16 protein-coding genes are annotated in these 18,707 nt (G+C 75.7%); 3 read left to right on the top strand and 13 right to left on the bottom strand.

Annotated features, from left to right (window positions below; translation table 11 throughout):
* Position 1: 1 nt before the first annotated feature.
* The 5 genes from ACR80Q_RS04580 to ACR80Q_RS04560 are packed head-to-tail and all read right to left on the bottom strand — an operon-like array spanning position 2 to position 5,351.
* Positions 2-487, bottom strand: a complete 486-nt coding sequence (locus ACR80Q_RS04580) for a DUF6912 family protein (protein WP_435376371.1) — start codon at positions 485-487, stop codon at positions 2-4.
* Positions 484-1,656 carry a patatin-like phospholipase family protein gene (locus ACR80Q_RS04575; RefSeq protein WP_435376370.1) on the bottom strand — a complete coding sequence of 391 codons (1,173 nt, stop codon included), beginning with the start codon at positions 1,654-1,656 and terminating at the stop codon, positions 484-486. Before ACR80Q_RS04575 ends, ACR80Q_RS04580 begins: the two co-directional genes overlap by 4 nt.
* Positions 1,653-3,077, bottom strand: coding sequence for a WS/DGAT/MGAT family O-acyltransferase (locus tag ACR80Q_RS04570; protein WP_435376369.1), 1,425 nt, complete (start codon positions 3,075-3,077; stop codon positions 1,653-1,655). Before ACR80Q_RS04570 ends, ACR80Q_RS04575 begins: the two co-directional genes overlap by 4 nt.
* Before the next feature lie 31 nt (positions 3,078-3,108).
* The gene (locus ACR80Q_RS04565) at positions 3,109-4,695 is read right to left on the bottom strand and encodes a CpaE/TadZ family protein (RefSeq protein ID WP_435376368.1); all 1,587 of its coding nucleotides are present in this window, start codon (positions 4,693-4,695) and stop codon (positions 3,109-3,111) included.
* Entirely contained in the window at positions 4,692-5,351 is a 660-nt protein-coding gene (locus ACR80Q_RS04560) for an SAF domain-containing protein (protein ID WP_435376367.1), read from the bottom strand. Before ACR80Q_RS04560 ends, ACR80Q_RS04565 begins: the two co-directional genes overlap by 4 nt.
* A gap of 103 nt (positions 5,352-5,454) precedes the next feature.
* Between ACR80Q_RS04560 and ACR80Q_RS04555 the strand changes: the two genes are divergently transcribed.
* The gene (locus ACR80Q_RS04555; protein WP_435376366.1) at positions 5,455-5,679 is read left to right on the top strand and encodes a helix-turn-helix domain-containing protein; all 225 of its coding nucleotides are present in this window, start codon (positions 5,455-5,457) and stop codon (positions 5,677-5,679) included.
* Positions 5,680-5,705: 26 nt separating this feature from the next.
* On the opposite strand, the gene ACR80Q_RS04550 is transcribed toward ACR80Q_RS04555, so the two are convergent.
* Positions 5,706-6,266 (bottom strand): hypothetical protein, encoded by a 561-nt coding sequence (locus ACR80Q_RS04550; RefSeq protein ID WP_435376365.1) that lies wholly within the window; start codon positions 6,264-6,266, stop codon positions 5,706-5,708.
* Positions 6,267-6,349: 83 nt separating this feature from the next.
* Between ACR80Q_RS04550 and ACR80Q_RS04545 the strand changes: the two genes are divergently transcribed.
* Together ACR80Q_RS04545 and ACR80Q_RS04540 are read left to right on the top strand one after the other, a co-directional pair.
* Positions 6,350-7,276, top strand: coding sequence for a LysM peptidoglycan-binding domain-containing protein (locus ACR80Q_RS04545; protein ID WP_435376364.1), 927 nt, complete (start codon positions 6,350-6,352; stop codon positions 7,274-7,276).
* A 10-nt stretch (positions 7,277-7,286) separates the two neighbouring features.
* A complete protein-coding gene (locus ACR80Q_RS04540; protein ID WP_435376363.1) occupies positions 7,287-8,093 on the top strand; it encodes an Rv3235 family protein in 807 nt (268 codons plus the stop codon).
* 24 nt (positions 8,094-8,117) lie between these two features.
* Here ACR80Q_RS04540 and secA read toward each other — a convergent pair whose 3' ends face one another.
* From secA to mtrA, 7 genes are all read right to left on the bottom strand, one after another.
* Positions 8,118-10,997, bottom strand: a complete 2,880-nt coding sequence (secA, locus tag ACR80Q_RS04535) for a preprotein translocase subunit SecA (protein WP_435376362.1) — start codon at positions 10,995-10,997, stop codon at positions 8,118-8,120.
* A 25-nt stretch (positions 10,998-11,022) separates the two neighbouring features.
* Positions 11,023-12,327 carry a winged helix-turn-helix domain-containing protein gene (locus ACR80Q_RS04530; protein WP_435376361.1) on the bottom strand — a complete coding sequence of 435 codons (1,305 nt, stop codon included), beginning with the start codon at positions 12,325-12,327 and terminating at the stop codon, positions 11,023-11,025.
* Between the two features lie 78 nt (positions 12,328-12,405).
* Positions 12,406-13,155, bottom strand: coding sequence for a ribosome hibernation-promoting factor, HPF/YfiA family (gene hpf / locus ACR80Q_RS04525; protein ID WP_435376360.1), 750 nt, complete (start codon positions 13,153-13,155; stop codon positions 12,406-12,408).
* 232 nt (positions 13,156-13,387) lie between these two features.
* Positions 13,388-14,092 carry a ComF family protein gene (locus ACR80Q_RS04520; RefSeq protein ID WP_435376359.1) on the bottom strand — a complete coding sequence of 235 codons (705 nt, stop codon included), beginning with the start codon at positions 14,090-14,092 and terminating at the stop codon, positions 13,388-13,390.
* A 64-nt stretch (positions 14,093-14,156) separates the two neighbouring features.
* Entirely contained in the window at positions 14,157-16,136 is a 1,980-nt protein-coding gene (locus ACR80Q_RS04515) for an LpqB family beta-propeller domain-containing protein (protein WP_435376357.1), read from the bottom strand.
* Positions 16,133-17,752 carry an MtrAB system histidine kinase MtrB gene (gene mtrB / locus ACR80Q_RS04510; RefSeq protein ID WP_435376356.1) on the bottom strand — a complete coding sequence of 540 codons (1,620 nt, stop codon included), beginning with the start codon at positions 17,750-17,752 and terminating at the stop codon, positions 16,133-16,135. The genes ACR80Q_RS04515 and mtrB overlap by 4 nt, the downstream gene beginning before the upstream one ends.
* A 74-nt stretch (positions 17,753-17,826) precedes the next feature.
* Positions 17,827-18,600 carry an MtrAB system response regulator MtrA gene (mtrA, locus tag ACR80Q_RS04505; RefSeq protein WP_435376355.1) on the bottom strand — a complete coding sequence of 258 codons (774 nt, stop codon included), beginning with the start codon at positions 18,598-18,600 and terminating at the stop codon, positions 17,827-17,829.
* Between the last annotated feature and the right edge of the window lie 107 nt (positions 18,601-18,707).

Genomic DNA, 18,707 nt, shown 5'->3' with positions numbered 1-18,707 from the left:
GTCAGGGCAGCTCGGACGGGTCGAACCAACCCAGCGCGGTGTTCTCCAGCAACCGGACGGCCCGCTCCTGGTCCGTCTCCACCGACGCGACCGCCCGGGCCACCCGTTCGGCCACCGTCTCGTCGTCGGCCATGACGGTGTCGACCGAGTCGAACCGCAGCGGGGCGGTGAGGACGACGGCGCCCGGGTGGGCGTCACCACCGACGGCCCGGGCCCGCGCCTCCGCGGCCAGGACGACACGGCGGGTCGGGGCCGGTCCTTCCCGGCCCTCGGCGACGTCCTCGGCCAGCAGCAGCAGCGAGGCCTCGGCCGCGGTGGCGACGGCGACCTCGGCGAGGTCGTCGTCGGTGTCGGGGTCGCCGGGGGCGGGCAGGTCGAGCGCCTCGGCCAGCGCCTCGGTCGCCGCGTAGGCCTCCGTGCCGACCACGACCCCGTCACGGCGCAGGTCCGCCACGCGGGCCGGTGTCGTCGCCAGGTAGATCCTCATCGGCTGACCCCTGCTCCTCGGTCGTCGGCGGGCGGTACGGCGGTGGTCGGTACGTCGGCGGGCGGGTCGCCCAGGATGGGCTCGGGGTCCCGCAGCGACTCGCGGCTGGTGACCAGGGAGGTCCGCAGCACGTCGAGGCGACGGTCGGGGTCCATGACGTTGGTGCCCAGGGCCGCCAGGTCCGCCGCGCTGGGACCGATGACCGTGACCGCCGTGCCGGCCGCGTGCACCGCCGAGACCTCGCGCAGGCACCGGGACGTCACCGAGGCACGCCACTGCCGGTCGAGGATCTGCGCGAAGGACCGCGGGCGGTCGGGGGCGAAGGACACCATGGGCGCGACGACGACCAGCTCGTCCAGCCCGTCGCCGGCGAGCAGGTCCACGTTGGTGCTCGACCAGGCGCCGCCGTCCACGTAGCGGTGCTGGGCGATGGTGACGGGTGCGTACCAGCCGGGGATCGCGCAGGAGGCCATGACGGCGTCCTCGATGGCCGCCGCGGCCGACGTGTTGCGTCGGTGCTGGTCGGCCCCCGGCTCGTCGTGGGGCCCCGCGAAGACCGTGCGGTGACCGGTGTCGTAGTCCAGCGCCACCACCCGCACGCCCGGTCTGCTCACCCAGCCCTGCCCGCCGCTCAGCGCGGCCACGGTCTCGCCGATGCGCGCCAGCGACCCCCGCCCCTCGGGCACGAGCGCCGACATCACCGCCGTGGGCGGCAGCCGTCGCAGCCGTCGCAGGTTGCCGGTCACCAGGCGGGGCGAACCGGGCCGCCGGCCCGGGGACGGCGGGGTGGCACCCCCGGCGTCGACGTCGTAGTCCCAGGCCAGCCCGGCCATCGGGCCACGACGGACGGCCTTGCCCTCCTGGTGGGCCCGCCAGTCGGCGACGGAGGCCCCGCTGCCCAGGACGGCGGCCGCGAACGCACCGACGGAGGTCCCCAGGACGACGTCGGCGTCGCGGCAGTCCCGGCCGCTGACCTCCTCGTACGCGGTGAGCGCCCCGACCATCCACGCCCCGCCCAGCACCCCGCCCCCACCGAGGACCAGCCCCCAGCGGGGCCGGTCCCGCGACGGGCGGCCCTTGCGCGGTGCTCGACGGCGGGCCCCGGAGGACCCGCCGGGGCTCTCGCCGGACGTGCTGCTCACGGGGACGCCGTCGCGCTGGGCGATCATCGGGCCGCCTTCAGCTCGGCCAGCGACTCCGCCAGGTAGGTGGGCAGGTCGGCGACGTCCGCGAGGGCGTCCCGGTCGGCGTTGAACCCGACGAACACCCGGCCGTCGTACGAGGTGATGCCGACCGCCAGGGCGTGGCCCTGCGAGAGCGGGATCACCGGGTAGGTCTCGGCGAGCCGCGCGCCGGCGCAGTACATCGCCTGCTGCGGGCCGGGCACGTTGGTCACGAGCAGGTTGAAGTAGCGCCGCGAGAGACCGCCGGCCACCCGGACCCCCAGGCTGTGCAGGGTGGGCGGGGCGAAGCCGGCGAGCTCGGCCAGGTCACGGGCCGCGATCGCCCGGCCGCCCTCCCGGTGCGGGCTGAGCTGGTAGGCGACCTGGTGCAGCCGCATCACCGGGTTGACCTCCCCCACCGGCAGGTCGACGAGCTGCCCGTCCACCGAGGTGCCGTAGGAGACCTCGTCGATCGTCAGCGTGTCGTCGTCGGGGGCGTCCGCCCCGCGCACGCTGAGCGGCACCAGGGCCCGCATCCGCGTCGTGGGCGAGACCGGCAGACCGCGCGCCTGCAGCCAGGTGCGCATCGCCCCGGCCAGGACCGCGAGCACCACGTCGTTGACCGTGGGCGTCACCGAGGCGACCGCTCCGGGGCGGGGACGACCGTGGCGCCGGGCCACCGCCCGGTAGTCGGCCAACTTGTGGTCGGCGACCGCGAAGAGACGCTGCTGGGACAGCTCCACGTCCAGCGGGCTGCCGGGGGCCCGGCTCACGACCGCGAGCCGGCCGAGCGAGCCCGCGGCGCGGGAGGCGACGTGCTGCAGGTCCGCGGCCCGGCGGCGCAGGGTCGACACCGCGGCGGCCGGGCGCTGGGCGGCCTCGAGCACCGCGCCGGTCACCAGGTCCAGGCCCGAGGGCTGGGGGCCGGGACGCCAGGCGTCGGGCGGCGCCTCGCTGACGTCGGGCGAGGAGTCGAGGACCACCTGGGCGAGGTCGAGGCCGTTCACGCCGTCGACCAGGGCGTGGTGGGCCTTGCTGATCAGGGCGAACCGGTCCCCCGCCAGCCCCTCCACGACGTACAGCTCCCACAGCGGACGGCTGCGGTCCAGCTCGCGCGGGTGCACCCGGGCCACGAGCTCGCGCAGCTGGTCGGTGCTGCCCGGGCGCGGCAGGGCGGAGCGGCGGACGTGGAAGCCGAGCTCGAACCGCGGGTCGTCGGTCCAGACCGGGTTGGCCAGGCGCCCCGGCACCGGGGTGACCCGCTTGCGGTACCGCGGCACGAACGCGATCCGGCCGGCCAGGTGGCGCTGCAGCCGGGGGTAGTCGATCGGGCCCTCGAAGACCATGACCGTACCGACGTGCTGGGGGGCGCCCGGTTCCTCGGCGTAGAGGAACGAGGCGTCCAGAGCGCTCAGGCGGTCGGACATCGAGCCGATGCTACCCACCTCGGGCCGGTTGTTACCGGCGGGTAGCCCGGCGTCGCCGGTCGCGCCGTCCCGTGCCCGCCCGGTCCGGACCCGCGTCCGGGCCGCCTGCGCGACCGTCGTCCCGGGCGCGTCGCACCGCCGCCGCGGCCAGACCGGCGGCCGTGGCCCTCAGCGCGACGCTGGCCGGGCTGTCGGGTGCGGCCTCGTGCAGCGTGCGGCCCTGCAGCAGGGCCCGGTCGGTGGCCGGGCGGTCGTCGGGCACCAGGCGCAGGTCCCGCACCCCCGCGAAACGGTCGAGCGCCTCCCGCACCCGCAGCCGCGGGTTGCGACCGACGGCGTCGGCGCGGACACGGTTGACCACGACCTGCGGGGCCACCCCCGGCACCGCGACGGCCAGGTCCTGCAGGCCCCGCACGAGCCGCTGCAGCCCCACCGGGTCGGCCGAGCCGACCACCAGGACGTCGTCGGCGGCCCGCAGCACGTCCAGCGCGGCCCCGTTGCGCCGCGGTGCCGCGGTGTCGTAGGACAGCTCGTCGTCCTCCTCCAGGGGCGGCGCGAGGTCGACCACCACGTGGTCCGCGAGCCGACGGGCGCTGCCCCACACCGCCTGCAGGCCGGCGGGCCGCAGCTCGCTCCACCGCGCCGCCCGGGTGAGCCCGGTGAGGACCCGAAGCCGGGGGGCCACCACGGGCGACAGCCGGGCGAGGGTCGCGGGGTCCAGGCGACCGTCCAGCCCGGCGCGGACCGCGGCCACCAGACCGGGGGACTCGTCGAGCAGCCCGAGCACCTGGGCGACCGACGCGGCGTAGGTGTCGGCGTCGACGAGCAGGACCTCGGCGCCGGCGGCCGCCAGCTCGGCGGCCACGCCGACGGCCACCGTGGTCCGCCCCGGCGCCCCGGGCGGCCCCCAGACGGCCACGAGCCGACCCCGGCGCTGCGGACCGGGCGACGGCGGGTCGCCGTCGGCCAGGACGGCCGCCGTCGCCCCGGGCGCCCTCGGCGCGGCGGTCCCGGGACGCAGCACGGGTCCCGCGACGGGACGGCTGTACCCACCCGACCTCGGCTCGGCGTCGCCGGACGGGAGACCACGGGGGTCGTCGTGGTGGTGGTGGTCGTCGTCCTGGTGGACCGACCGGTCGTGCCCTCGGGGCGGGGCCCCGGGGCCCTCGACCGGGGCCGAGGGGGCCTCCGGGAGGACGCCGGGGGTCCCGGCCGCCAGCACCGCCCGTGCCAGGACGGCGTCGCGACCGGGCGCGGGTCCGGACGCCGTCGGGCCGGCGACCGGGTCGAGGTCGACGACGGTGACGCCCCAGGCCCGCAGCCGTTCCGAGCTCTCCCGGTCGGGGTCGACCACGCCGACGACCGCGCACCCGCTGTGCCGCAGCCGGTCCACGACGTCGGCGTCCAGCTGCGGGAACGCCTCGCCCAGCACCGCGACCGAGGCCAGCCCCGCCTCGGCGACGCTCAGCAGCTCGGCGACGTCCGCGCAGCGGCGGACCAGCACGACGTCGCGCCGACCGGACAGCGCCGCCGCCACCGCGCTCTCGGTGGGCCCGGACACGGCCGTGACGACCGGGACCGGTCCGCCCCGGTGCGGGCCCACGGCCGGTCGGCTCACCCGCGGGGCCCGGGCACCAGGACCAGGTCGATCCGGTCCTCGGCTGCGAGGGCGGCCAGCAGCTGCTGCACCCCGTCGGGCTCCAGCATGACCTGCACCTGCGTCCCGCCCGTCGAGCCCAGACCGCTGGTGGCCTCGACCACGGCGAACACGTCGGCCGCCTCGACCAGCAGCGACGGCTCGCCGAAGTCCGACGTGCCCTCGCGCGGGGCGACCCACAGGTCAACGGCGGCGCCGCGGACCAGGCCCTCGGGACGTGGTCCCTGCCACGGCAGCGCCACCGGTCGGGAGTCCAGCTCGGCGGCGCGCCCCACGGCCGAGGCCGGCAGCAGCTCGCCGACGGGGACCGTGCGCAGCGCCACGGCGTCAGCGGGGAGGCCGGTCTCCGCCGGCAGGTAGGCCGGTCCCACGTCGGCGAGCCGCACCCTGACGACCTGGAGGTCCGACTGCTGCAGCGGGTCGCCGCGGACCAGGGTGGCCCCCGCGGCGAGGACGGGGACGGTGTCGTCCGCGCGGGCGACCAGCACGCCGCCCAGCGCCGTCGTGCCGAGCACCAGGACCAGCCCGACGAGCAGCCTGGGGTCCCGCCACGAGGGCCGTCTCACCCGGCGCGCGGGCACGGCCGGGAACGCGGTCGACTCGGTGGGGACCCCCATGACCGCGCACGCTAGCAAGGTGTGACAGGTACCGCCGAGGACCTCGCGGAGCCTGTGGACGACCGCACCGCTCCTGGCGTCACCGTCTGCCACCATCATCGCCATGGCCGCACGCTTTATGCCCCTCGCCGACGTCGCCGAGACCCTGAGCATCTCCGCCGCTCAGGCCTACGCCCTGGTCCGGCGCGGCGACCTGCGAGCCATCCAGGTGGGCGGGCGGGGTCAGTGGCGGGTCGAGGTGGCCGAGCTCGAGGCGTACATCGACCGTCTGTACGCCGAGACCGAGCGCCAGGCCCGGGAGCAGCGCGAGGTCGAGCAGCAGCAGTAGCCCACGACCGGCGCGGTCGGGTCGGGTCAGCGGCTGCGGACGACGCGGAGCGCGGCCAGCGGCACCGCCACCGGCACGACCGGTGCCCGGTCCTGCTCCCCGGCCCGCAGCGGGACGAGGTCCAGGTGGTCGGCCGCCACCGAGGCCGGCGTCCCCCGCAGCTCGGCCCGGTCGGTCACCAGCCGCACCTCGGCCCGGTCCCGGACCAGGCCGCGCAGCGCCGAGGCCAGACCCAGCCGACGCAGCACCGCGCCCGGGGCGGGGGCGACGGCCCGGCCGAGCCCGGACACCGACACCAGCGAGGCGACCGGCACGACGCTGTGCCCGCCGCCCTCGTCGTCCACGAGCACGAAGTCGGCCCCGACGTCCTGCAGGCGACCCCGCACGACGACCGGGCCGACGTCGAGCGTCAGGCTCGCCCCCACGTGCGCCCGCATCCGGTCGACGAGGGTGACCGCCGAGCGCTCGATGCGGACCCGCTCGGCCACCTCGGCGTCCAGCGCCTCCCGCTGCTGACCGGCTAGCTGGGCCTCCAGGTCCGCGAAGAGGTCGTCCCAGCGCATGAGCGCCACTGTAGCCGCAGGCACTCAGATGTCCTCAGATGCACCAAGGACCCTTGACAGCGTCAAACTGCATCAAACATGCTCCTGATCGACGAGAGGGGTGTCTCATGAGGTCGGACCGACGAGCAGCAGCGGTGGCCGTGTCGGTCGTGGCGGTCCTCGCCCCGGCCGGCGGCGCCCTGACCGCCGGGTGGCAGGCCACGCAGCTGGTGGCGTCGGGGGCGGCGGCCGCGCACTGGGCGGACGCCCTCCTGCTGCTGTCCTGCCTGGGCTGCGTCGCCCTGCTGGTCTGGGGCACGGCCGCCGCGGTCGCCGGCGTCCGTGACGGCTGGCGCACCGCCGCGACCGGCCGGACTGGTCCGACCGCGGCGACGGCGCCCGTCCGGGGCCCGGCGCCGGGGTCCGGATCCCGCGCGGCCGGGCCGTCCGGCCCGGACCACCGACCCACGGGGGGTCACGTCGTCGCGGCGACGGTCGCGGCCCTCGTGGTGGCGGCCCTCTCCGCCGGCCCCGCCACCGCGTCGGCGACGGGGGCCCCGCCCGTCGCCGTCGCGACCGCCACGTCGCCGGCGTCGGAACCCTCCCCGGGGGGCGAACCCTCCCGTCGGGCCGGGCGCGCCCCGGGGACGTGGACCGCGCTGGCCGAGGCCGTCGTGCCGCCGGCGACCGGCGCCGCGACGACGGGGACCACCGCGGCCCCGTCGCCCCCGGCGGCGGACCCGACCCCCACGGCGGACCCGACCGCCGCGCCGGCCACGGTCGAGCCGTTCCGCGCGCCCCGTGGGGTGGACCCGGCCAGTGCCGCCCTCGTGACCGGCACCACCACCCGCCCGGCCCTGCAGCGGGACCCCGAGGTGGTCGTGCGCGCCGGCGACACGCTGTGGGACCTGGCGGCGGAGCACCTGGGACCGGGTGCCACCGACGACGAGGTGGCCCGGGCCTGGCCGTCGTGGTGGCAGGCCAACCGAGCGGTCGTCGGCGACGACCCCGACCTGCTGCTGCCGGGGCAACGCCTCGTCGTCCCGGCGCCGTGAGGACCCACGGGTGAGCGCGGCCGTGGCCCCCGGCGCGCACCCCGCGCCGGCCGGCCCGCCGCCCGGTCGACCGCTCGCGCCACCGACGGTCCCGCCGTTCACCCCGCCGTCCAACCCGCCGTCCGCCCCGCCGTCCGACTCGCCGTCCGACTCGCCGTCCAACCCGCCGTCCGCCCCGCCGTCCGCCCAGCCGTCCAACCAGCCGTCCGACCAGCCCCGAGGAGACGCCATGCCGACCCTGGCCCACGACACCACCGGCCTGCGGGTGCGCGCGCTCCCCCAGCCGCAGCCCGCCCCGTGGGCCCCGCCCTCCGGCGTCACCGCGCCGACCCGCCACCTGCGCGCCGTGCCCGCCGGGGCCGACGGGAGGAGCGACGGGGCCGACGACGGCTCGACGGGCCAGGCCGGGCAGCACGCCTTCGTCCTGCACGGGGTGCCCGTCGCGGCGGCCGAGCCGTCCTTCTCCGACCCCGTGCCGACCCCCGCGGCGGACCTGCCCTGCCCCGAGCAGCTGGCCCGTCGCCTGGTGCAGGCCGCGGTCGACGTGGTCCGCGGGCACCGCCCCGCCACGCAGCTGCTGCGCTGGACCACCCCCGAGGTCTACTCCCAGCTGCGCCAACGGGCCCGGCTGGAGCAGATGGCCGGGCGAGGCGGCGGCCGACGCCCGGTGGTCCGGTCGTTGCGGACCAGCCCGTCGGGCGAGCGGGGCGTCGAGGTCTCCGCCGTGGTGCTCGACGGTCCCCGGGCCCGCGCCGTGGCCGCCCGGCTCGACGGGGAGGACTCCCGCTGGCGCCTGACGGCGCTGGTCATCGGCTGACGCCGCGACCCGCCGCCCGGAGGGTCAGCGGTTCTTCTGGTCGCGCTTGGCGGCCGCCCGTCGCTGAGCCCGGTTGACCCCGTCACCTGCACCACCGGCTCGACCGCGGGCCCGAGGCGCGGCCTGCGCCCCGTCCTCGCCGTCCAGCGAGGGAGCGGAGTACTCGAGCTCACCGACGCGCTGGTCGAGGCCCGGCACCTTGAACGCCGCCGCCGCCTCGGACGGGGCGACCGGGGCCTCCTCGTCCGGCACGTCGTCGTCGCCGGACGAAGCCGTCGACGCCCCTGCCGACGCCCCTGCCGACGCCGTGACGGCGGCCGCAGTGGCCGGCGCGGCCGGCGCGCCGGCGGTCACCGGCTCGTCCTCGGCGCCGCCGACCACCGTGACCCCTGCGGGCGGCTGAGGGACCGCCGCGGTCAGCTGGGCGGCGAAGACGAGCCGGACCGTCTCCTCCTTGATGCCCTCGGTCATGGCCTGGAACATGTCGTAGCCCTCGCGCTGGTACTCCACCAGGGGGTTGCGCTGCGCCATCGCGCGCAGGCCGATGCCGTCCTGCAGGTAGTCCATCTCGTACAGGTGCTCACGCCACTTGCGGTCGATGACGCCCAGCACGACGCGCCGCTCGAGCTGACGCATCAGCGCCGGGCTCATCTCCTCCTCGCGGGCGTCGTAGGCCAGACGCACGTCGGCCACGAGCTCCTGCACCAGGTTCTCGGTGCTCAGCGAGCTGCCGTGCTCGGCCTCGACCTCCTCCGCCTCGACCCCCACGGGGTACAGGGCGCGCAGCTGCTGCCACAGCAGCTCCAGGTCCCACTCGTCCGGGTGCGAGCCCGCGGTCGCCGCGCGGACGTAGCCCTCGACGACGTCGCCGGCGAAGTGACGGACCTCCTCGCCCAGGTCGGCGCGCTCGAGGACCCGGCGGCGCTCCTTGTAGATGACGGTGCGCTGCATGTTGAGCACGTCGTCGTACTTGAGGACGTTCTTGCGGATCTCGAAGTTGCGGCTCTCGACCTGCTTCTGGGCGTTCTCGATCGACTTGGACACCATCCCGGACTCGATGGGGGTGTCGTCGGGGATCCCGGCCCGGGTGAGGAACGACTCCACGAGGCCCGAGTTGAACATCCGCATCAGGTCGTCGGTGAGGGCCAGGTAGAACCGGCTCTCGCCGTCGTCACCCTGACGGCCGGAGCGACCGCGAAGCTGGTTGTCGATGCGACGGGACTCGTGGCGCTCGGTGCCCAGGACGTACAGACCACCCGCCTCGAGGACGAGCTCGGCGTCGGCCTTGACGGCGTCCTCGGCGCGCTTGACCTCTTCCGGCCAGGCGGCCTCGTAGGCCTCGGGGTCCTCGTTGGGGTCCAGGCCCCGGTCGGCCATCGCGGCGACCGCCATGAACTCGGCGTTGCCGCCCAGCATGATGTCCGTGCCGCGCCCGGCCATGTTGGTGGCGACGGTGACAGCACCGGGCCGTCCGGCCATGGCGACGACCTGCGCCTCGCGGGCGTGCTGCTTCGCGTTGAGGACCTCGTGGTCGATGCCGACCCGGGCCAGCTCCTTGGACAGCCGCTCGGACTTCTCCACGCTGGTGGTGCCGACCAGGATCGGCTGGCCCTTGCCGTGGCGCTCCACGATGTCCTCGATGACGGCCGTGTACTTGGCGTCCTCGGTCTTGTAGACGTAGTCCGGCTGGTCCTTGCGGACCATGGGCTTGTTGGTCGGGATCTCCACGACACCCATGCCGTAGATCTGGCTGAACTCGGTGGCCTCGGTCTGGGCCGTACCGGTCATGCCGCCGAGCTTGTCGTACATCCGGAAGTAGTTCTGCAGGGTGATCGAGGCCAGCGTCTGGTTCTCGCGCTGGATGACCACGCCCTCCTTGGCCTCGATCGCCTGGTGCATCCCCTCGGAGTACCGGCGCCCGGCCAGCATGCGGCCGGTGTGCTCGTCGACGATGTTCACGTCGCCGTCCACGACGACGTAGTCCTTGTCGCGGCGGTACAGCTCCTTGGCCTTGACGGCGTTGTTGAGGAAGCCGATGAGCGGGGTGTTCTCGGCCTCGTAGAGGTTGTCCACGCCCAGGTGGTCCTCGACGAGGCTGATGCCCTCCTCGCTGATGCCGACGGTGCGCTTCTTCTCGTCCACCTCGTAGTGGACGTCGCGCTCCATCTTCTTCGCGATCCGGGAGAACTCCGTGTACCACTTCTGCGGCTGCTCGACCGGGCCGGAGATGATGAGGGGGGTACGGGCCTCGTCGATGAGGATCGAGTCCACCTCGTCGACGATGGCGAAGTAGTGGTCGCGCTGGACCAGGTTCTGCAGGCTCTGGGCCATGTTGTCGCGCAGGTAGTCGAACCCGAACTCGTTGTTGGTGCCGTAGGTGATGTCGGCGGCGTAGGCGGTCCGGCGCTCGGCCGGGGTCTGCCCGTTGAGGATGACCGCGGTCTCCATGCCGACGAAGCGGAACACCCGCCCCATCAGGTCGCTCTGGTACCGCGCCAGGTAGTCGTTGACCGTGACCACGTGCACGCCCTTGCCCGTGAGGGCGTTCAAGTAGGCCGGAAGCGTGGCCGCGAGGGTCTTGCCCTCGCCGGTCTTCATCTCGGCGATGTTGCCCAGGTGCAGCGCGGCGCCGCCCATCAGCTGCACGTCGAAGGCCCGGAACCCCAGCGTCCGACGGGCGGCCTCGCGGACGGTGGCGAACGCCTCGGGCAGCAGCCGGTCGAGGGTCTCCCCGTCGGCGAGGCGCTGCTTGAAGCGGTCGGTCTCCTCGCGCAGCTCCGCATCGCTCATCGCGACGAAGTCGTCCTCGATGGCGTTGACCTGGTCGGCGGTCTTGGCAAGGCGCTTGACGATCTTGCCCTCGCCCACCCTGAGCATCCGGTCGATGAATCCCACGGGCTGCATGGTAGACGCCGAGGCTGGGGGCGGATCACACCGACGCGTCGGCCCCCGCCGTGGCCCGGACGGCGTCCGCGAGCGCTGTGGCCGCGTCCCCCACGGGCTCGACCTCGACCCGGTCGCAGCCGCACCAGCGCCCCAGGCGCGCGCACTCCCGCCCCAGCGCCACCACGTCGTCTCCGTCCGCGCCGGGCTCGGCCCACGCGGAACGGACCTGCAGGACACCCCGCGCGCGGTCGGCCTTCAGGTCGACGCGGGCCACGAGGCGACCGCGGTGCAGGAACGGCAGCACGTAGTAGCCGTGCACCCGGCGGGCGGCCGGGACGTAGATCTCCAGCCGGTACCGGAACCCGAACAGCCGTTCCACCCGCGGCCGGTGCCAGACGAGCGGGTCGAAGGGTGCGAGCAGGGTGCCGGCGCCGTCCCAGCCCGACGACGCCCGGGGCAGGGCCACGTCGACGTGGCGCCAGGCCGGGGCCGGTCCGCCACCCGCTCCCCATCCCTGGACCTGGACCGGCAGGAGCCGACCGGCCTCGACGAGACGGGTGACCGCGTCCCGGGCCAGGGCCGGCGGCAGCCGGAAGTGGTCGCGGAGGTCGGCCAGCGTCCCCACGCCCTGGGCGCGTCCGGCGAGGTCGACCAGGACGTCGGCGGCCTCGTCGGGGCCTGGCCACGGGGTCGTCAGCGCCTGCACGGGCCAGACCCGCTCGGGCCGGTCGTAGCGGCGCTCGAACTGCTCGGTCCGACCGGCCGAGGCCACCCGTCCGGACCAGAACGCGAACTCCACGGCCCGCTTGACGTCGCTCCAGTTCCAGCCCCAGTGGTCCGTGCGCCGGGTGTGACCCGGCTCGAGGTGCTGCTGGAGCTGCCGGGCGGTCAGGGGCCCGTCGGCCAGGACGTCGACGACGGCGTCCAGCAGCTCGGGACGCCGCCGCGCGACCTCGACCATCCCCGACCAGGCGCCCGCCTCGGCCTCGCGCATCCGCCACCGCAGGGCCGACAGCGCCTCGGCCCCGACGAACGACGCCTCGTGGCCCCAGTACTCCCACGCCACCGGACGACGTCCCGGGCCGGTCGACGTGGCCCGGTCGAGGACCCGGCGGTCGTAGTCACCCAGCCGCGACCGGACCGGCAGCAGGTGCGCCCGGGCCAGCACGTTGACCGAGTCGATCTGCAACGCCCCGAGCCGCCCGACGAGCCGGCGGACGTGACCGCGGTCCGTGCCCGGGCCCGGGCCCGGTGAACCGGTCAGACCCGTCGCGGAGAGCGCGAGGCGGACGGCTTGGTCCTGGGTCAGGGTCTGACCGGGCGGCACGGTCGGCGTCGTCGGCGTCACGCGGACGAGTGTGGCCGTCGGCACCGACGGCGCGTGCCCGGCCGGGCCCCGTCGCGCGGGACCCGGCCGGACGTCGCGTCAGCCCGCCCGGGCGACGACCGGGACGTCGGGGTCGCGGTCGTCCTCCCCGGCGGTGCCGGCGTCCTCGCTGAGCCGGATGACGCCGTAGCTCCAGCCCTTGCGGCGGTACATGGCGCTGGGGCGGCCGTCCGCGGCGTCGACGAAGAGGTAGAAGTCGTGGCCGACGAGCTCCATCTCGTACAGCGCCTGCTCGACCGTCATCGGGACGGCCGGGTGGACCTTCTCGCGGATCTCGACGGGCGAGCCGTCCAGCGGGTCGACGTCCTCGGCCCCGGGGTCGGGGGCCGCGTCGACGTCACCCACGGGCTGGGTCGGCGTCGTCGCCATGTCGGGCGTGCCGTTCAGGCCGGTGCCGTCGGGGAGCAGCTCGCGCGGCGCCTCGAGGTCCATCCCCTCCCAGCGGGCACTGGCGTGCGTGAGGGACTCCGGGGCGTGCCTACCGTGATGCACCTTGCGCCGGTCGCGCGCACGCCTGAGCCGTTCGTACAGCTTGGCCAGGGCCAGGTCGAGGGCCGCGTACGGGTCTGCCGCGTTCGCCTCACCCCTGACGACGGGTCCCCTGCTGTGGACGGTGAGCTCGATCCGGTGGGCCGCCGACGTCTGCCGAGGGTTCTTCTCCTCGCTGACCACCGCGTCTATGCGGTGGCACTGCGGACACAGCTGCTCGACCTTCTCGACCTTCTCCTCGAGGTGGCGACGGAACCGGTCGGGCACTGTGGTGTGCCGGGCGGTCACGGTGACGTCCATGGAACCTCCTGAGATCAGTTGCCTTCGTTCGGCTGCACGAGGTCCGTGCAGGTCAGGGTGGTGGTCCCCGCAGGTCGCGAGCTCACGCGACCACGCCGTCAGGGCCGCAGCACCACCTCCTCCGTCGTCGCTGACGCAGAAGGCCGCGGCCCCTCGGGGACCGCGGCCTGCTCCATGACGGAACGTTAGTCCTGCTCGACTCTCAGGTGGAAGTCGGGGGGTGTGTGATCACTCACGCGGACGCCACGACACCGGCCCCCAGCACCTTCAGACCGCCCTCCCGCAGCGCTGCCGCGACCGCCTGCACCGTGGCCCCGGTCGTCACCACGTCGTCGACGACGACGACCGCGCTCGACCGCCTGACCCCCGCCGACCCGATCCGGCGCGAGCTGGTCTCGAAGGCGCCGGCCAGGTTGTCGGCCCGCTCCTCGCGGTCCAGGCCCCCCTGGTCGGCCACCGCACGGGTGTGGCGCAGCAGCTGGACCGCCTGCACCTGCGCACCGGCGGCGCGCAGCAGCCGTGCCGCGTCCTCCGCCAGGTCCGGGGTGGGTCGGGCGCCCCGGCGCAGCACCGACACCAGGCGCACCGGAGGGGCGACGAGCAGCAGGGGCGGGTCGTGGGGACCCGTCCCCGGACCCCAGGCGACCTCGACCACGGCGCGGGCCACGGCCCGGGCCAGGACGACGCCCACGTCACGCCGGCCGGACTCCTTGGCCGCCACGACCAGACGCCGGGCCGGGCCCCGCCACGCCGCCGACGCGACCACCGTGGTGCCGTCGGCCAGCGGGCGCCGCAGCAGCGGACCGCGGAGCAGCCGGTCGCGGCAGGCGGGGCAGACCACCTCGTCCACCGCACCGCAGCCCGGGCAGCTCAGCGGGACCAGCAGGCCGCCCCACGTCCGACCCCGTCGGCGAGGGGTCGCGCCCTGCGTCGTCACGAGACCGAGCATGACCGCTCCCCCGGCCGGCCGGCCGGGCGCCGCGGCCGGCCTGTGGACGGGGTCAGCCGCCGTGCGCCGGGGACACGCCGAACGGCCCGTCGAGCCACAGGCTGCCCGAGCGACGCAGCACCGTGCCGTCGGCCGTGCCCACCACCACCGTCCGCTCGCCGAGCGCGGCGGTCACCGACACCGCACCGGGGGTCGGGGCCAGGGGCTCGGTGAGCCCGCCCACCTGCACGACCACCGGGCGCAGCGGCTCCTCGCCGGTGCGCCCGAGCACCACCACCTCGTCGTCGCTGACCCAGGAGGCGTCGACCGCGTCGGCGAGCTCGGGCGCGACGTCGAAGGCCGCCTGGGACAGGGACAGCGGTCGGCCCGTCGTCGCGTCGCGGCGCACCCCGCGGACCTGGACCTGCACGGCGCCGTCCGCCCGGGCCAGCACCACCAGCACCCGCGTGCCGTCCCGGCTGACGCGCAGCGCCCGCACCTCGTCGCCCGCCCCGAGCCAGCGGGCCTCCACCGGGACCACGGCCGCGGCCGCGGCGAGCACCTGGGGCACCTCGTCACCGGCGGGGTCGCCCTGGCTGACCGTCCACACCCAGGACTGCCCCGGCGGGTCGAACGAGGGGGTGGTGAGGTCGCGTCCGGTGACCAGCTCGACGGCGGCGGCGCCGGGTTGCTGCACCCACAACGACCCCCGGGTGGCGTCCAGCCCGGCCACCGAGTCGCCGTCCTGCGCGACGGCCAGGCCGGTCCGCACCTGCTCGGCCACGCCCTCGGTTCCCGCCAGCGGGGACGCGCCGTCCAGGTCCAGCCGCAGCACCGACGAACCGGCCGGGGCCAACGGCCGTCCGCTCGCGTCCAGCTCCACCGCGACACCCGGGGCCACGTCCGGCGGGGCGACCTCGCCCCCGCCCTCGGCGACGACGTCACCTGCGGGCGCCGTCGCCCCCGCCGTCGCGTCCACCGGGGCCGCGGCCTCAGGCTCGCTGCCGGCACCCGCGGCGTCCGCGTCGGCAGGGTCCACGTCGGCAGGGTCCGCGTCGGGCTCGGTCGCCGGCGCCAGCACCAGCGGTCGGGAGTCCACCCCCGGGTCGACCACGAGGGTCGGGGAGCCCAGGGTGTCGCCGCCGTCGGGGTCCTCCACCTGGACGCCGTCCACGGTCATCCGCACGCTGGAGACCCCCGGCACCGCGCGCAACGTCTGCCGCAGCTGGGCCAGCAGCACCGCACGGGACCGGACGTCGGCCAGCAGCACCTCGTCGGTGAGGTCGACCGTCGCGACGCCGTTCTCGACCTGCACGCTGGACAGGTCGAGCCTGGTCCCGGCGGGCGCGGCGGACTCCAGTGCCCCCAGGTACGGCGCGCTGGGCCCGGCGAGCAGCGCCCTCGTCAGCGACGTGGCCGACGACGAGAGCTGGGGGAACCAGCGGACGTCCGGGACCAGGTAGGTCTCGGTGGGGTCGGTGAAGTACACGCCGAACGCGGTGAGCACCCGGTCGCGGTCCACCTCGCTGACCAGCACCCCGGGGGGCAGGGCCGCGATGCGCCACTCACCGCCCACCCGGACCAGGTCGAACGGGAGCTCCTCCACGGCGGGTCGCTGCTCGGTGTACCGCCCGGACTCGTCGATCCGGCCGACCACGCTGGCCCGCACCGAGATCGAGACCGCGTCCCCGTCGCCGACCACCGGGCCGAACGTCAGCAGGTTCTCGTAGACCACGGTGCGCTCGGTCGGTCGCCACGACCCGGCCCCCGGCGCGAGGAACTCGCGCGCCACCGTGAAGTCGTCCAGCCCCGCCACGGCGGCCAGGAACCCCTCGACCAGCTGCCGCTCGTCGGCGCCGGCCGCCGGTCCGGCTGCCGTCACCCGCAACGCGGAGCGGGCGCCCTGCTGGTCCACGTCCCCGCCCGCCTCCACGCGCCCCGAGGAGGGGATCGACACGCACCCGCTCAACGTCAGCAGCGCCGCCACGAGGCCGGCCAGCACGACGGGCAGCCCTCGGCGCCGGCGCCGGTCGTCCCGGTGCTCCGCCGTCACCGGACCACCTCGGTGGTCGGGGACGGCGCCGAGGCCAGGACGTCGGGCGGCGGGACGGGGATGGAGGAGGGGTGCCCCACGGCGTGCGGCTGGCGGGGACCCGGACCAGGGCCGTGGTCGTCGACCGGGACGTCCGGACGGGCCCGGAGGGGGCCCTCGCCCGGGTCGGCCCCGTTGCGGCGGGGCACGGTGAGCACGAAGTGCGCGCCCTGCCCCGGTCGGCCCCAGACGTCGATCCGACCGCCGTGCAGGCGGGCGTCCTCCAGCGAGATGGCCAGGCCCAGCCCCGTCCCGCCGCTCGTGCGGGCCCTCGCCGGGTCGGCGCGCCAGAACCGGTCGAACACCCGCTCCAGCTCCGTGCTGTCCAGACCGATGCCGTGGTCGCGCACCCCGACGGCCACCGACTGCGCGTCGGAGGCCACGGTGACGGTGACGTCGCTGCCCTCCGCGTGCTCCACGGCGTTGGACACCAGGTTGCGGACGACCCGGGCCACCCGGCGCCGGTCCACCTGGCCCATCACGGGCTGCTGCGGCCCCACGGTGCGCAGCCCGACGCCGCGGGAGGTGGCCAGCGGGGCGCAGACGTCGACGGCCTGCCGCACGACCGCGACGACGTCGACCGCCTCGACGTCGAGCTCGGCGGCCCCGGCGTCGAAGCGGCTCACCTCGAGCAGGTCCGCGAGCAGGGCCTCGAACCGGTCGATCTGACCCTGCAGCAGCTCGACGCTGCGGGCCGTGTCGGGGTCGAACTCGTGCCGCTTGTCGTGCAGCAGGTCCGCCGCCATCCGGATGGTGGTGAGCGGGGTCCGCAGCTCGTGGCTGACGTCGCTGACGAACCGCTGCTGCAGCTGCGACAGCTCCTCCAGCTGCACGATCTGCCGCTGCAGGCTGTCGGCCATCGCGTTGAAGCTGCGCGACAGCAGCGCGAGGTCGTCCTCGCCCCGCTCGAGCATCCGCTCGTCGAGGGCCCCGGCGGAAAGCCGCTGGGCCGTCCCCGCCGCCTCGCGGACGGGTTCGACCACCAGCCGCGTCACGAGCCACGCGATCCCGCCGACCAGCAGCACCAGCACGAGCTGGCCCAGCAGGAACGCGCGCTCCACCACCAGCAGGTTCTGCTGCTCGGTGTCGAGGCGGTAGACCAGGAACAGGTCGTACTCCCCCGACAACGGCAGCACCACGCGCGAGCCGACGGCGATGGCGGGCGACCCGTCGTCGGCCTCGGAGCTGGAGCGGACCTGCAGCAGCTGCGACTGCTGGCGGTCCGGGTCGGCCGCGACCGCGTCGCGGAGCTCGTCGGTGACGGTGGTGGGCAGCAGGCTCTCGCTGAAGGTCTCCCGCAGCGTGGCCGCGCGCTGGTTGCCGGCGGCCCGCAGCAGCACGACCTCCCGCAGCCGGGTGGTCCCGGAGCCCTCCAGCCGAGGCAGCAGGTCGTCCACCAGCAGCTGCTCGGCCTCGGCGTCCTGCGCGGAGGCCTGGTCGAACGCCTCCTGGGCGCGGGCCACCTGCGCCTGGGACTCCACGAGGGCGAACTGCCGGCGCTGCTCGGCCAGCCCGCTCGCCACGTCCTGCAGGACGAACTGGCTGAGCGCGACCACGACGATGGTGCCGAGCGCCACCGTGAGCAGGACGACGCGGACCTGCAGGGACCGCCGCCACCTGCTCGCGAGACCGCCGACGGGGCTGCGCAGCGTCAGCTCCCCGGTCGGGGCAGGTCGGGAGCGACGGCGACCGGTGCCTCGAGCAGCGGTGCACCCGGCGCCGCACCGTCGGAGGTGGTGGTCCCGGCGTCCGCCGAGCCCGCGCGGTAGCCGACGCCGCGCACGGTGAGCACGAACCGCGGGTTCTCCGGGTCGCGCTCGATCTTGGCCCGCAGCCGCTGGACGTGGACGTTGACCAGACGGGTGTCCGCGGCGTGCTGGTAGCCCCAGACCTGCTCCAGCAGCGCCTCGCGGCTGAACACCTGCCAGGGCTTGCGCGCGAGCGCCACCAGGAGGTCGAACTCCAGCGGGGTCAGCGACACGGACTCGCCCGCACGGGTGACGCTGTGCCCGGGCACGTCCACGACGAGCTCACCGATGCGCAGCACCTCGGGCGTCACGGAGTCGGTGCGGCGCAGCCGGGCCCGCACCCGCGCGACCAGCTCCTTGGGCTTGAACGGCTTGACCACGTAGTCGTCCGCGCCGGACTCCAGCCCGAGGACCACGTCCACGGTGTCCGAGCGGGCCGTCAGCATGACGATCGGCGTGCCGGACTCCGCCCGGATCTGCTGGGCCACGCTGATGCCGTCCAGGCCGGGGAGCATGACGTCGAGCAGCACGACGTCGGGCTTGCGCAGCCGGAACTCCTCCAGCGCCTTGGACCCGTCGGCGCAGAACACCGCGTCCAGGCCCTCGCCCCGCAGCACGATGCCGAGCATCTCCGACAGGGCGGGGTCGTCGTCGACCACCAGTACTCGACCTCGCATCGCTCCATCATGGGGCATCCGTCCCGTGGCGGGACCAGACCCGCCGAGGCTCGTGGCACGATGACTCCTCCGGTGGGGCCCGACGGGTCGGCCGGCGAACCGACCGG

Origin of the sequence: Aquipuribacter aurantiacus, assembly GCF_051216895.1 — a bacterium.
Classification (GTDB): domain Bacteria; phylum Actinomycetota; class Actinomycetes; order Actinomycetales; family JBBAYJ01; genus Aquipuribacter.
Note: the sequence above shows the minus strand (reverse complement) of the source record. Positions and strands in the feature narration are given on the sequence as shown.

Bases quoted from the DNA above. Each gene is read 5' to 3' on its own strand.
- ACR80Q_RS04580 (WP_435376371.1), bottom strand. From the start codon at position 487: ATGAGGATCTACCTGGCGACGACACCGGCCCGCGTGGCGGACCTGCGC.
- ACR80Q_RS04575 (WP_435376370.1), bottom strand. From the start codon at position 1,656: ATGATCGCCCAGCGCGACGGCGTCCCCGTGAGCAGCACGTCCGGCGAG.
- ACR80Q_RS04570 (WP_435376369.1), bottom strand. From the start codon at position 3,077: ATGTCCGACCGCCTGAGCGCTCTGGACGCCTCGTTCCTCTACGCCGAG.
- ACR80Q_RS04560 (WP_435376367.1), bottom strand. From the start codon at position 5,351: ATGGGGGTCCCCACCGAGTCGACCGCGTTCCCGGCCGTGCCCGCGCGC.
- ACR80Q_RS04555 (WP_435376366.1), top strand. From the start codon at position 5,455: ATGGCCGCACGCTTTATGCCCCTCGCCGACGTCGCCGAGACCCTGAGC.
- ACR80Q_RS04545 (WP_435376364.1), top strand. From the start codon at position 6,350: ATGAGGTCGGACCGACGAGCAGCAGCGGTGGCCGTGTCGGTCGTGGCG.
- secA (WP_435376362.1), bottom strand. From the start codon at position 10,997: ATGCAGCCCGTGGGATTCATCGACCGGATGCTCAGGGTGGGCGAGGGC.
- hpf (WP_435376360.1), bottom strand. From the start codon at position 13,155: ATGGACGTCACCGTGACCGCCCGGCACACCACAGTGCCCGACCGGTTC.
- mtrA (WP_435376355.1), bottom strand. From the start codon at position 18,600: ATGCGAGGTCGAGTACTGGTGGTCGACGACGACCCCGCCCTGTCGGAG.